Origin of the sequence: Rhodocytophaga rosea (assembly GCF_010119975.1) — a bacterium.
In the GTDB taxonomy this organism is placed as follows: Bacteria; Bacteroidota; Bacteroidia; order Cytophagales; family 172606-1; genus Rhodocytophaga; species Rhodocytophaga rosea.
Genome location: NZ_CP048222.1, coordinates 3309863 through 3324165, shown reverse-complemented (window position 1 = coordinate 3324165; position 14303 = coordinate 3309863). Strand labels below are relative to the sequence as shown.

General features: G+C 39.9%; 9 protein-coding genes. All 9 read right to left on the bottom strand.

Translation table 11 applies throughout. The features are described from left to right. Positions 1-232: 232 nt before the first annotated feature. The gene (locus GXP67_RS13900; RefSeq protein ID WP_162443663.1) at positions 233-664 is read right to left on the bottom strand and encodes an RrF2 family transcriptional regulator; all 432 of its coding nucleotides are present in this window, start codon (positions 662-664) and stop codon (positions 233-235) included. Between the two features lie 432 nt (positions 665-1096). Beyond that, positions 1097-2500, bottom strand: a complete 1404-nt coding sequence (locus tag GXP67_RS13895; protein WP_162443662.1) for a sulfatase family protein — start codon at positions 2498-2500, stop codon at positions 1097-1099. A gap of 50 nt (positions 2501-2550) precedes the next feature. Continuing rightward, complete coding sequence (locus tag GXP67_RS13890) at positions 2551-4020, bottom strand: sulfatase family protein (protein ID WP_232065223.1); 1470 nt, start codon at positions 4018-4020, stop codon at positions 2551-2553. A gap of 24 nt (positions 4021-4044) precedes the next feature. Further along, on the bottom strand, positions 4045-5523 hold the full coding sequence (locus GXP67_RS13885) for a RagB/SusD family nutrient uptake outer membrane protein (RefSeq protein WP_162443661.1): 1479 nt from the start codon (positions 5521-5523) through the stop codon (positions 4045-4047). 37 nt (positions 5524-5560) lie between these two features. After that, the gene (locus tag GXP67_RS13880; RefSeq protein ID WP_162443660.1) at positions 5561-9022 is read right to left on the bottom strand and encodes a TonB-dependent receptor; all 3462 of its coding nucleotides are present in this window, start codon (positions 9020-9022) and stop codon (positions 5561-5563) included. Positions 9023-9204: 182 nt separating this feature from the next. Beyond that, positions 9205-10281, bottom strand: a complete 1077-nt coding sequence (locus tag GXP67_RS13875; protein ID WP_162443659.1) for a FecR family protein — start codon at positions 10279-10281, stop codon at positions 9205-9207. Between the two features lie 127 nt (positions 10282-10408). Continuing rightward, positions 10409-10999 (bottom strand): RNA polymerase sigma factor, encoded by a 591-nt coding sequence (locus GXP67_RS13870; protein WP_162443658.1) that lies wholly within the window; start codon positions 10997-10999, stop codon positions 10409-10411. 1174 nt (positions 11000-12173) lie between these two features. Beyond that, positions 12174-13163, bottom strand: a complete 990-nt coding sequence (locus GXP67_RS13865; RefSeq protein WP_232065221.1) for an aldo/keto reductase — start codon at positions 13161-13163, stop codon at positions 12174-12176. A gap of 66 nt (positions 13164-13229) precedes the next feature. Continuing rightward, on the bottom strand, positions 13230-14093 hold the full coding sequence (locus GXP67_RS13860) for a helix-turn-helix domain-containing protein (RefSeq protein ID WP_162443657.1): 864 nt from the start codon (positions 14091-14093) through the stop codon (positions 13230-13232). Between the last annotated feature and the right edge of the window lie 210 nt (positions 14094-14303).

Here is a 14303-nt window from a genome sequence, read left to right as displayed (position 1 = left end):
CTAACTTCTCTACTTTTAACCTGTTTTATTTTTCGAGAAGAGGTTTAATTTCAGTTTTGTATAGGTTTATATATGAATATGACTAAAAGAGGACTCATAAATACTTATAAAATGCATAAAATTTGATAATAAATGCTTTAAAAATTATCCATACTCCATTTTACATTGTCCGCTTACTTAGACATTCGTTTGCACTTACCTCTTTGAGCTTAGCGTTTATTTTAGACTATTGCTAAACAATGGTTAAATCATTTTCCAGGACAAGTGCATCAGCAAGCGTTGTATTGTCTAATATATGAGCTGTGGCATTGCGCACTTTTATCATGGTAAGCCGAATACTACATTTATCAGGATCACTACATTCTACACAGGGAGTATAGGCATGAACGCTGGCACAGGCCAGCTGTGCCAAAGGGCCATCTATAATGCGGATGATCCGGCCCAACGTAATTTCTTCCGGCTTTTTCATCAACAGATAACCTCCCACTCTTCCCCGGTTACTGCTTAATAATCCATTCCTTTTTAGATCAATGAGAATAGCTTCGAGAAATTTTTTAGGGATTTGTTGCCTTTGAGCAATTTCAGCAGAAATCATAGGTTTATTGGTATTTTGTGCTAAAACAAATAAGGCTCTCAACGCATACTTGGCTTTTTTGGTTAACATAAATCTGTATAGTAAAAGGTGGTCAAATACATTTGCTATATAGAAATCCTCATCAATTTAAAGATGTATCTACTTCCACAAACTAAATAAAATTTAAATATAAAAATATAATTCCTATATATTTAGTATACTTAAAAATTTTTGATTTAAATAAACTACATAATTAAGAAATGACTGAAAATCAGCCGCCTATAATAAGCCTAATCACTATTGAATTCATGTAAATTTTGCTTCCTGGCAAGAAATACTCCATACTTTAAACAAACTATTTTTCTATTCAAGAGGAGAAGTTAGATATACTCCAATGATGCTTCTGTTCTGAAAATCAGAAAAATGAGCAATTAAGAGACTTTTCAAGTATTTATCAGAGAATTATATTCTGGCAATAGTATCTCAAACCGTCCACATGCCTTAATATATAAATCCTTACAATTATTTTACGCCTTCTCTAAATTCCTGATAACGATTTCTCATTTTCTGGAGCTGGTTTGTATATGCCGGATTAGTGGCCAAATTCTGTTTCTCCTGAGGATCTTTTTTCAAATCATAGAGTTCCTCATAATTATGTTCTATAAACTTCATGTATTTTAATTCCTTGCTTACTACTCCTTCTATTTTTGGCAGCCTGGGGCTTCCCATAAAGGTGTGTTCATAAAAAAAATCCTTCCGGTCTGATTGCTTTTTCTTGCCTGCCACTAGTTCCATTAAATTGATACCCTGCATTTGTTTAGGCACAGAAATGCCAGCCATATTTAAAATAGTAGGGGCAATGTCAATATTAAGGGCGATCTGATCCGGAGTTTTGCCTTTAGTAGGATTTCCGCTTCTGGGATCATAAATAAGCAGAGGTACCCGTATGGATTCTTCATGGCCAAACCATTTGCCTTCCATGCCATGTTCGCCCAGATAAAAGCCGTTATCCCCCATAAATATGATAATGGTATTGTCATCTATCTGCTGCTCTTTCAACTGTTCCCGGATTTTTCCCACTACTTCATCTACGCCTGTAATAAGCCGGTAGTAATTTTTTACGGTTTCCTGATGCAGTTCAGGCGAAGAGAAAAGCGGAGTCCATCTTTTTCTGGCAATGTTATCATCGGTACGGAAAAAATCCGGAAAACTATTCCAATATTTAGGATCTGCTGTTTCGGGTACAGGAATGGTAGCATTTGCATACATCTTCTTAAACCGTTCCTGCACGATAAACCTGGGCGGATCACCATCTTGTTCGTGGGGTGCTTTAAAGCTCACTGACAGGCAAAAAGGCTCTTTGTTTTTATTGCCAAACTCTTGTAAGAACTCACGTATGTCTCCACTTACCTTATCGGTATGATGAATGAACTGTCCGTTTTTATCCGTCATTTCGTAATCTGGTTGCCCTTTGTCGGAACCAGCCCAGAAATCAAACTGGTCTTTGGGTTGTTCTTTGGGTTCGCCTACGCCGTATTTACCAATAAACCCAATCTGGTAGCCTGCTTTTTTCAGCAGCATCGGATAGGTATTCGAAAGGGCTTCCGGACTAAAACTGGTAACAAAATCATTGATCTTATGCCTGGATTCATATTGCCCGCTCAGGATACTTGCCCGGCTTACACTACAAATAGCCGTAGTAACATAGGCATTGCGAAACATAAGTCCGCTTTTGGCCAGCTTATCCAGGTTGGGCGTTTGAATAATTTTATTGCCCATGGCCCCTAATGCATTCCAGCGGTGATCATCTGTCAGGAGAAAAATAATATTAGGCTTTTCAGGAGGAGCTGGCTTAAAAGAAAAAAAGACTGCTGGAATCAGTAAAATACATGCCAGGATGATTGCTGTTATTTTTTGCTTTTTCATGAATGGTATCTGGCTAAAATTAGAATAAACTAAAGGAATATATAAATCACTTATTCAATGATCTTTTTTCCTTCAAAATTAACTGTATTGTATGGAACGGTTTCCGTTTCGTCTACCACATAGTTCCATTGCTTCACATACTCCATTCCTGGTTTGAATTCATCTTTGCGTTGTTTTAAAGTAGCTTGCAGTAGTTTTTCCAGTTTATTCTGGGTGTCCGCATAATCTGGATTTCCAGCCAGGTTCGTTAACTGAAATGGATCTTTACCATTATCGAATAATAGCCATGCCCCATTCAAGTCTTTTGCATACGTATATTGTGTAGTTATTATGCCCCGGTATTCTTTTCCGCCTCTTTTCCTGTTCCATTGCCCGAATGGCTGTACACAGGAGATGAGTGTATGGGTGATATTGTCTTTTTTAGTTCCTTTTAATACACCTGAAAAATCTACGCCTTCCACAGATTTGGGAATAGGCAAACCGCTTAATCCCAATAAGGTGGGCATAATATCGGGTGAATTTAACAGGATAGGTGAAGTTTTTCCATTTGTCCCGAATAAGGCCGGATAATGAACCAGGAAAGGAACCCGGATACTTTCTTCATAGGGCTGCTGTTTGTTCCAGGAACCGTGGGCCCCTAATAAATCACCATGATCGGCAGTAAACACAATAATGGTATTATTTTCAATGCCGGCTTCCTGAATGGTTTGCCATATTTTTCCAATATAGTCATCAATAGCCGTCATGTGTGAATAATAGCCTATCAGATCTTGTTTTACCTTTTCACGGATTTCTGCCGGAACATTTGGATTAATCTGCATATCCTTGTTTGCATACAGGCTGCGGTATTTCTCGGGGGCCGACTGATAGGGATCATGGGGAGGACCGAGGGAAAGAAATAGGGTAAACGGTTTATCTTTTTTGGCCTGTTCACTAATGTATGTACTGGCATCGTTACTTTGAGCAATTACATCGTAGCCATCCCAGAATAATTTTTTATCTGAGTTCCCTTCATAATAAGCTGATTGATTGTAATTATGCGTGCATTCCAGTGCTTTCCAATACTCAAATCCCTGATGCCGGGTTTCGGGAATATAACTGCTTCTTCCATGACCATCAATATGCCATTTGCCAATAAAACCAGTCGTATATCCGCTATTTTTATAGACTTTGGCAATCGTAGTTTTAGTGGTGTCCAGCATAACATCATTCATAAATACCCTATGTGTTAACGGATACTGGCCAGTCATCAGAGAAGCTCTGTAAGGCGTACAAACAGGCATTCCTGAGATCGCATTTTTTACATTAATACTTCTTGCTGCTAAGCGGTCGAGATTGGGTGTAATGGCATTTTTATCACCAGAGTAGCCTGTTGCCTGTGCCCGCCACTGGTCTACAATAATAAATACCACATTCGGCTTTTTAGGCGTTTGTTGCTTGCCAGCATAGAGTAAAACTGGCGCAAGTATGAACAGAATCGCCAATAGTATATTTCTCTTTATCATTTCTTTCATCATCATTAAAGTTGAATAATAACTTACCGATTAGTATCCCGGATTCTGCTCCAGCTGATTAAGTAAAATCTGTTCCTGAGGAATAGGTGCCAACAGTTTTTGCGGGGTGATAGTATAAGATGCCCCATATAAGAATGATTTTTTGGCTTTCTCCCGGATGCCATGGGCGGTCATTATTTCCAGGGCTTTTCCGGTTCTTTTCAGATCATACCAGCGCTGGTTTTCAAAGCAAAATTCTACCTGGCGCTCCTTGGCAATAAGAATTTCTAAGCCTGCCTGGTCATAATTGGTCAAAGGTTCTGTTAAACCTGCTCTCTCCCGCACTTGCTGTACATACCCAATCGCCTCTCCGGTACGTCCCTGTGCATTGAGTGCTTCAGCCAGCAGCAATAACACATCCGAATAGCGAAGGACAGGCAGATTATCACTGGTACGGTCATCGGCAGCAGCAAGAGGAGCCTGGTATTTTCCGCAATAGGGAATAGCCCTAACTACAGCATCCCAGTCTTTCCCTGTCCAGTATTTAATGGATACATCTTTCCGTTTATCGCCGGGCTCAAAGGCGTTGATCAGATCATCTGTAGGCTGGTTCCATCCGCCACCTACCAGACTAATATTGGGACGGTTGGTAACAGCGCCTGCGGAAGTCCAGGGAGCAAACCAGAATATAAACCGGTTGGCAAGTTCTACACTGTTTTCTGAATATTGAATGGCAAAAATTGTTTCTTTAAAGTCCTTGCTGGCAGGATTAAAAAGATCGGCATAATTAGGCAAAAGTATATATTTACCTGAGGCAACTACAGATTTAAGCGCTTGTTCGGCTTCTGTATATTTTTTTGTAGTAAGGTATACTTTCCCTAACAAGGCCAAAGCGGCTCCTTCATTGGCCCGTCCATTTTCTGCCACATCATTAGCATTCGCAAAATGGGCGGCAGCTTGTGTTAAATCGTTAATAATGGTTTCATATACCTGCTCTTCCGTGGATCTTTTAATGCCGACTGCTTCCTGTGCCGTAATAGGTTCTAATACGAGGGGTACGCCTCCAAATTGACGCACCAGATTGAAATAATATAAAGCCCTCAAGAATAAGGCTTCTCCACTGCAACGTTCTTTATAGGATTCTTTCGACCAGGTAACACCAGGCCTGTCAACTTCACTGAGCAGTTTATTGCAGCGGGTGATTCCATTATAAGACAGATTCCAGAAATTGGCATAGGCCACATTGTCGGCTGCCAGCACAAACTGATCGATTACGCCTTTAGAGGCTTCGCCAGTGGCTGTGTTATATTGAAAACTGGCATTGTCGGAAGGGAGTTCAGCCATCACCCAATGTTCCACTTTTTCATAATCGCGCATAGGCACATAACATCCGTTGGCCAGTAAAATGTATTCGGCTTCCGATTGATAGAAAGTACCTTCGTTGAGTGCTGCTTCCGGATACACTTCCAGAAAGTCGTTGGAGCAAGAAGATAAAATCCAGAGTGAGAGTAAAAATAATATTTTTTTCATGTGGTAATAAGTTAACTAAACCAATGATGAATAAAAGCTAGAATGTCAGATTCAATCCGATGGAAGATGTTCTGGCCAAAGGATAGGAGGATATATCAAAACCAGGAGCCAGGGTATTGCTTACACTCGCACTTTGCGCTTCCGGATTAGCCCCTCCATATCTGGTAAATAAGGCTAAGTTTTGAACGGTCAGGTAAAGGCGGCAATTTTTGATAAAACGCGTACGTTCCATCCACGTATCTGGAAGTGAATACCCCAGCGTTATATTGGCAATTCTGAGGAAAGTAGCATCTTCAACCCATAAGTTGGAAACCCTGTGGCCCAGGCTAGGCGTAAGTTTAGGTACTCCATAATGCCTGCCATCTCCAGGCTGGTCAGGGCTACGCCAGCGGTTGGTCCATTCCTGGCTTACATTAAAGAAACCTTGCAGATTATCTACCGTTTGCCGCAAGCCATTCATAACCTGGCCTCCATACTGGCCGTTCAAAATAACATTCAGGTTAAATCGCTTATAAGAAAAGCTGTTGGTAATGCCGAAAATAAAATCCGGATGCGGACTGCCAATAATGGTGTAATCCAGCAAATCATTAATAATTCCGTCTCCGTTAATATCTCTATATCTCACGTTTCCTTCATATACCTGTGGTGTTTTAATGATCTCCGGATTGGCCATGTCTTCTGCTGTATACAAACCTTCGAATATGTAGCCGAAAAACTGACCAATTGGCTTGCCTACTACCGAAATATGCGTAGGATTATTGTCGTTGTTTCCGGCCAGAATACGGTCGTTATTGTCATTTAAAGACAAAATTTTGTTCCGGTTAAACGCCACATTCATGTTCAGATCCCAGGTAAAATTGCCTGAAACAGGTGTAGCGCCTAATGCTATTTCAACCCCGGTATTGCGTACATTTCCCTTATTGACTGTCTGGGAATTAAATCCGGTGATGGCTGGAATTACATTATTGAGCAGCATATTCATGCTTTTCCGGTAATAATAATCCACTGCTAACGTGAGGCGGTTATTGAATACACCCACATCCACTCCGGCATCTATCTGGTTGGATTGTTCCCAGGTTAAAAAAGGATTTGCTAAACCAACGCTGGAAGCTGTAACCTGCGTATTTCCAAAAACATATGAGCCAGCATTGATAGCAGCTAAGTGTGCATAATTACCAATATTATTGTTGCCACTTTTTCCATAACTCACCCGTAGTTTCAGGTCATTTATAAGGGTGCTGTTTTGCAAAAAGGCTTCCTCAGACACCCGCCAGGCAGCTGCCACAGAAGGGAATAAGGCATAGCGGTTTTGGGCACCAAAGCGGGATGAGCCATCAGAACGGAAGGTAGCTGTGAACAAATAGCGGTCTTTAAACGCATAATTGACTCTGCCCAGATAGGAAACCATGCTCCACTGATTTACATTCTGCCCCCAGCTTTTAATGGCTTGTGCGGCATTAATAGTCTGCAATAAATCATTGGAATACGGATCTGCATTCAGGTTAATGATATTGGCGGTACTTTTTTGCGTGGTATATCCTACCAGTGCATTCACCCGGTGGCTGCCAAGTGTTTTTTCATAGGTAAGCGTATTTTCAATGAGCCAGTCAAAACTCTCTCCGCGGGAATTAGCCGATCTTCCGGTTCCAGCGGCTGGAGGCCGGTTTGGAGCCCCTACGGTGCTGGGGACAAACTGTGTATATTTTGAGGTAGACCAGATGGTATTTAAAGAAGATCTGAATTTTAAATCAGGAATAATATTCCATTCTATAAAAGCAAATCCCAGATTCTGAAAATCCTTTTGTGATTGGGTGGTTTCTCTCAACACGAATAAAGGATTGGCAAAACTCCAGGCGGAATGATATTTACTCTGAGGAGAAACAATATAAGGAGTTAACTTTCCATTCTCATCATAGGGCGACATCACCGGATTAGCCCAGTTACTCACACCCAGAATATCTGCCCGGTCGGAGTTGGTATTGGTCCTGGTTTGCTGAATATAGGTTGGCTGCAAAGATGCGCCTACCTTAATCGCCCTGCCAATGTTTAAATCCATTCCCAGTTTACTGCTAAACCGCTCCAGGCCAGTATATTTTATGGTACCTTCCTGCTTAAAATATCCCAGGCTAAAATTCAGCCTTGATTCTTTTGTTCCTTTCAGAATACTCACATTATGGTCTTGTATCACAGCTGGTTGCAATAGTAAATCGTACCAGTCTGTACCCTCTCCTGTTAAGGCATCCAGGTTCTGGTATTCTACCGGGTAATCTTCAGTAGTAGCATCGCGGTTTTCGCGTTGACGAACGACAATACCAATTTTATCGCGTTGTAATTCTGCAAATTCCCGTTGATTGAGCATATTTGGCCTTCCCTTATGTGGCACTTGCTGTACACCCATCATGGAGGAAACATTTACTTCGGTGCGGTCATAATTGCCCTTTTTGGTGGTGATCATAATTACCCCATTGGCCCCACGGGAGCCATAAATCGCTGTAGAGGAAGCATCTTTCAATATAGTAACCGATTCAATGTCGTTGGGATTGATAAACACCAGAGGATTTAAATTCTGATTTAACCCGGCAGAATACGGCATGCCATCTACTACATATAAAGGTTCGTTGCCAGCACCCAATGAGCCGCTTCCCCTGATTTTTACGGAGGTACCTGATCCTGGCGCGCCGGATAATTGCTGTATCTGTACCCCTGCCACTTGCCCCATTATTTTTTGATCGATCGTTGAAACCGGCAGGTTGCTGATCACTTTTTGATCAATAGTGGCTACAGATCCCGTTACATCCTCCGAACGCTGCGTACCATATCCTACTACTACTACTTCACTTAGGGAAGTTACATCTTGCAATAAGGTAACGTTAATGGAATTCTGATTGCTGATCGGTATTTCTTTGGTTGTATATCCAATATAGGAGAATACCAGTGTGCCATTTCCATCGGGAACAGAGAGCGAATAATTGCCATCAACATCTGAAGTGGTACCAGTCGCAGAGGATTTTAACAGCACATTTACCCCCGGAATTCCTTCTCCTGTTTCTGTACTTACCTTACCGCTTACACTAAAAGCAGCTTCGTTCAACGTAACAGAGGGAATCGGAATTGATTGAATGGCTTCTTTTTTCTCCTTTTTTTTCCGCAATACAATTTGCTGGCTTACTACTTCATAGGTGATCTGAAGCGGTTCCAGTAGTTCGTCCAGCACTGCAGAAAGCTTTTTGTTGGAAGCATCCAGGGTAATTTTCTCATGAACCCGGATAAATTCCTGGCTATACACAAATTTTACGTCTGCCTGCTTTTCTATCTGGGTTAATACCTTAGCCAGACTGAGTTTCTTCACATGCAAGGTAATGTCCCTGTCCAACACAGCTTGTGCCTGGCTATCCCCTGCATAGGATAATGTTGTAAAGAGCAAAAGGGCAGTTATTTGAGCTATAGTAACCCTCATCATTTTGCCAATATCTGCATAGGTAATTTGTAGATGATTCATACTTTGATCGTTTGTTTTTTATTTTTCGGGTAAAAATGAGACAAAAAGAAGCCCTGCATCTCTCTGGAGATGTGCATTAAACTGGGGCAATTTGCAAACGAGTGTGGTGACGACACCCTTGTTTTTTGCTGCTAAGGGTGTGAGGAGGTTATGTGATCATGCATGGTTTATGGTTAGGTTGGTTAGTTACTCTGGCATCCTTCTCCTTCTATAAGTATCTGGTTATTACTCATCCGATACTCTGCATCAATAGATTTACAAATCATATCAATAATTACCGGCAAATTCTGCTGGGTAAAATCTCCTTTAATCGTGCAATTGGCAATATCCGGATTGGCTATAGAAATATGTATATCAAACTTCTGGGTTAAAACATTTATTACTTCATGAACAGGGGTATTATCAAATGAAAGAGAAGTTTCAGCCCAGACAGTCTGCTTGCTGGCTTCCGGCAGTTTTTCCTTGATCAAGTGTTTATTTACTTTGGAATAGGTTCCTTTCTGATTTGGGATCAGAATAAGTTGGGGCACTTCATCAGCCAGGTTTTTCTCTAAAAATTGCTGCTTGTTTTCCTGGGAATCAATAGCATATAAAGAAACTTTGCCAGTTAGTACAGATACTTCTATGGAACTATCCTGTTCATGGGCTTTTACAGTAAAGCTGGTTCCTAATACCCGGGTTATCAGATTGCCGCTATGTACTTCAAATGGCTTTAAGCTATCTTTTTCGATTTCAAAAAAAGCTTCTCCAGCTAGAAAAACCGCTCTTTTATTTCCTTTAAAACCGGGTACAAAACTTATACTGCTATGGCCATGCAACCAGACTGTAGACCCATCAGTAAGTGTATATTTTTTTATAAGATTGCTGCTGTTCACCATCTTCTTCATGGGCACGATCTCTGCGACCGGAGTTTTTTGCTGAGGGATATTGAACATCAGGAATGCGATTCCCAGTGCTACAATCAATACAGCGGCAATTTTAGCATAGCGTGCGAAGAACGGTTTCTTTGGTGTCGTATTCTTATTTGGGGATAAATATGCCGGTTGGGTTGCTTTTTTTCCTTGGGCTTGCCTGTTCTGCTTTATGCTCCATAAAATTCTGTTTTTCAACTTGTCTTTTTGCGCATCGTCTAACGAATGCAGATAATCATCCTCATTCTCAAAAGAGGCATACCAGTCATCAATGAGTTGTTTCTCTTGATAGGAACATTCTCCCGCTAAATATTTTCTGATCAGTTCGGGTGTAATTTCTTTTTTCATTCCTATCGTATGACTGAGAGTAGGCTTTCAAATACAATAGTCAGCCACGGCGATTCTATCCACTAGTCAGGCATAAAATATTTTCAATAATTTTTTGGATGAATCTAATTTGTAGAAAAGGTATGCCTTACAAAAAAAAGAAGGGAATAAGTATAAGAGAAGGTACAAAACCTCTCAAACTTACTTTTAATGCTTTTAAAGCTCTGCTGATGTGATTTTCAACCGTCTTTTCAGAAATGTTAAGCTTTGCAGAAATTTCTTTCATAGATTTTTCTTCAAAACGGCTTAATTCAAATACTGACTTACATTTGGCAGGCAAATTATTTACTTCTTTATCGATTTGCATCTGTAAATCATGTAACAACACAGTTTCATCTGTAGCATTGCTATGGTTTACGGCTGTTACTTTTAATTCACTATAATAGTTTTTACGGACTAGTTCTTTTTGCTGATAATTTAAAACAATATACTTTATAGAAGTAGAAAGATAAGCCGCAAGTGAAGTATGAACCGTATTTTTTCTCCGGTTCGCCCACAGACTTGTAAATAAATCTTGCGCGAGTTCTTCTGCTATTTCTCTATATTGTACCCTTTTGTAAGCGGCTGTAAAAATTCTTGACCAATATCTGTTATAAATCTCGTCAAACGCTGCTTCCTCATCCTGTTGAAGTAGCAAAATGAGCTGATCGTCTGAAAGTGTATTGGTATTTTTATTCATTCCTGCCAGAGCCGATGTGATTTATATTTAATTAACTTAAATGTATAATTTAGTATTTATTTTCTAATTTATATGATTTTATTACTAAGCAAAATTCCATTCTAAAATCATTCCGGCTTTATAGATATATCTTCTTAAATAAGCTTAGATAATGTATGTCATTAAATCAAAGAAGAGTACTGACATCTATTACTTAGAGACTCCTGTCAAATCTTTAAAAAACAAATGTAGTAAAAACTTTGATTAACTCAATTAATCTATAGAATTAGTATAGATTAATTGAGTTATAAATTATATTATACTTTTTGCAGATAAATAGTTAAAATTTATAGCTCTTGGTTAGCAGTTATCTAGTGAGAGGGATCAAAGATTCCTCTTGTAACATAATAGCTTATATTAATCATTACCACAGGCGCTCCTAGGGATTTGGAGATGGCTGGTAGGTTTTTCATACAAATAGAAAAGACTATCCTCATCTGGATTTTAGGAATACTGGCCAGAGATTAAATGGATTGCCTTACGAAGTTATTGCCGGAAGCAGACCAATAATGATAGATGAAATAAAACGGGCAACAGGCTATGGTAACATTTTTGCCATTAGAGAGCAACGTTTTAAACATTTTGACAAGCTTTTTCTAGTGGCATCCTCAAATTGCCCAGATAGCCATTCACGAGACAAGGAATTACCCCACACTTTTGATTGGCTTATAAAAAAGCCATATTTCTTTTATATACTTTAATAAAAGAAATATGGCTTTTTTCCAAAGTATTGAGATGTTGTGGATTTACTAGAAGATATTTTAAGATTTTGTCACCCGGTTGGTTTGGTTATTCAGTCACATTATCCCCTTGGCGGGTTCTCAGAATTATATACAACTAGCCATTAATTGGCTATGGAGTTTTATTACCAATACGCTTCGACTCATCAGAATTCCTACCCTACTACAAAACAACCATAATTGTAATAAAATGACCCAATGTATCAAGAATAAAGTTTACTGAGTAAATTATATCCTCACTCTTAGGAACAAACTTATAACTATTATATACATCGGTGAAATAAATATACCTCATCGGATGCTTGCTTTTTATAATGGTTTTAGTAGCATGCTAAAACCTGTTGGGCAGACCTAAAAGCACTATTTTACTTTGGGTCTGCCCGATTAATAATTATTTATCGATTTAAGGCGCTTAAAAACCTTTCGGGGTAGCGGGCTCCTGAAACAATTGCCGCTGGCATGATCGATGCGATGCTCTTTAAATCTTCCTTAGTGAGTTGTATATTTTCCGATGCAATGTTATCCTCCAAGTATTTGACACGTTTGGTACCGGGTATGGTAATAATATCATCACCCTGGGCAAGTATCCAGGCAATCGCTAGCTGAGATGCTGTACACCCTTTTTCAGCCGCCAATACTTTGATCTTCCTTACGAGTTCAAGGTTCTTATAGAAGTTCTCACCCTGGTAACGTGGCATATGTATACGGCTGTCTTTGAGATCTTCGGGCGTTCTGATTTCACCGCTTAGAAAACCCCGGCTTAAAGGGGCATAGGCAACCAAACCGATACCCAATTCGCGGATGGTTGGCAGAACTTCAGCTTCAATGTCACGACTCCAGAGTGAGTACTCAATCTGGAGTGCAGTAATGGGATGTACACAGGCAGCTTTACGAATTGATTCTGCTGAAGCTTCAGAAAGGCCTATGTAACGAATCACACCTTTTTGGACTAATTCAGATAATGCCCCGATTGTTTCTTCGATAGGGATATTTGGATCTACACGCGCCTGGGTGTAAAGATCAATATAATCTGTTTTAAGCCGGCGAAGACTGTAAAACACGGCGTTTCGAAGGTAATCAGGGTGGCCGCTTACCGATCCCGGCCCCATAGCTCCATTAGGTCCAGGAGCAACTAACTGACCGGTTTTAACAGAAAGAAAGGCTTTCTCTCGTTTGCCGGTAATGGCTTTGGAAATTAGTTCTTCGTTGTGGCCTAATGCATAGTAATCGGCCGTATCCAGAAAGTTGTGTCCGAGTTCAAGAGCTCTTTCGATAGTAGCAATAGATTCTTTCTCATCTGATTGTCCGTAGGCACCAGACATGCCCATACATCCTAAACCTACTGCTGATACAAGGGGACCATTTGTTCCTAGTTTTCTGTTCATAATCTTAGTTATTTTTAGTTGAACAAAGATCCAGATTATATGAGAGAAGGAGCCGGACAAAACGTATTAGTTCCCTGACAAATCCTGAATGAACGTGGCTATTGTTTGGCCAGTTACTTTTTTAAACAAACGAGAGAAGTATTCCGGATCGTTGAAACCGAGGTCGTAGGCCAGTTCCTTGATTGAAGAACTTTCTGAATAATAGAGCCGGCGTTTTGCTTCTAGTAACAGCCGGTTGGTGATGAATTCCTTGGGAGAAAGACCAGAGTAGTGTTTTACAAGGTTGTATAAACTATTCGTATTGAGAGCGAGTTTTTGGGCGATATCTTTAATTGTTGTGTGATCGGTAAGATTATTTTCTACAAAGAGCTTGAAACCGATATATTTGGATAGCTTGTCGTCTGTGGGATTTTTGTCAGTAGAGAAATAAGCTGCGTTGATTTCTGTGAACAGGCTATTGAGGTGCGCGAGAATGAGTTCTGGATTAGTGTCCATTTCGCTTAATAAGTCGCGTAGTATTCCGAAGATGGATTTTAACCTTAAAGCAGCAGATGGAGTGAAGCCAATTTTTTGCTTGTTGAAAGGATTAGTTAGGAAGGTATATTGTTTTGGTAAGAGGGAAAGACAGATTTCATCAAAACCAAGTTTGAAATAGTCAGTGCCTTGTTTTGTAGATGGTAATTGGTGGATTTGGTTTGGGAAAATGAGGAGAAGTTCGTTATCTTTTATTTCGTATTGCTGGAGATCGACGCCGTGCCGGGTGAGGCCTTCTATCATAAAGAGCAGAAAATAATGAGGTTTACGGTGGGTAAGGCCGCCATATAGATCGATTATTTCGGGGGAAAAATGGCCAAAAGTGGGGGAGATAAGAAGAATAGGAAGTCTGTTGTTTTGTTTATAAAGATTAAGGAATGATCCAATGTATTGCATAGATTAAAAGAATTGAAAAGTAGCCATTCAAGTAAATATATGTGAAAAGATTACTTTTTCCATTAATTGGGGAGCAGATCAGAAAATCGTCCTAAATACTCATAATCATTAACTTATAGGCCTATAAATCCTGTAATATTTTTATTGACACAAATCTTTCATTCTTTAATACATTGGATATTCCGGTGATGTTGACCCCCTTTGGCGATA

Coding starts and splice junctions, on each gene's coding strand:
- GXP67_RS13900 (WP_162443663.1), bottom strand. CDS start 664: ATGTTAACCAAAAAAGCCAAGTATGCGTTGAGAGCCTTATTTGTTTTA.
- GXP67_RS13895 (WP_162443662.1), bottom strand. CDS start 2,500: ATGAAAAAGCAAAAAATAACAGCAATCATCCTGGCATGTATTTTACTG.
- GXP67_RS13890 (WP_232065223.1), bottom strand. CDS start 4,020: ATGATGATGAAAGAAATGATAAAGAGAAATATACTATTGGCGATTCTG.
- GXP67_RS13885 (WP_162443661.1), bottom strand. CDS start 5,523: ATGAAAAAAATATTATTTTTACTCTCACTCTGGATTTTATCTTCTTGC.
- GXP67_RS13880 (WP_162443660.1), bottom strand. CDS start 9,022: ATGAATCATCTACAAATTACCTATGCAGATATTGGCAAAATGATGAGG.
- GXP67_RS13875 (WP_162443659.1), bottom strand. CDS start 10,281: ATGAAAAAAGAAATTACACCCGAACTGATCAGAAAATATTTAGCGGGA.
- GXP67_RS13870 (WP_162443658.1), bottom strand. CDS start 10,999: ATGAATAAAAATACCAATACACTTTCAGACGATCAGCTCATTTTGCTA.
- GXP67_RS13865 (WP_232065221.1), bottom strand. CDS start 13,163: ATGAACAGAAAACTAGGAACAAATGGTCCCCTTGTATCAGCAGTAGGT.
- GXP67_RS13860 (WP_162443657.1), bottom strand. CDS start 14,093: ATGCAATACATTGGATCATTCCTTAATCTTTATAAACAAAACAACAGA.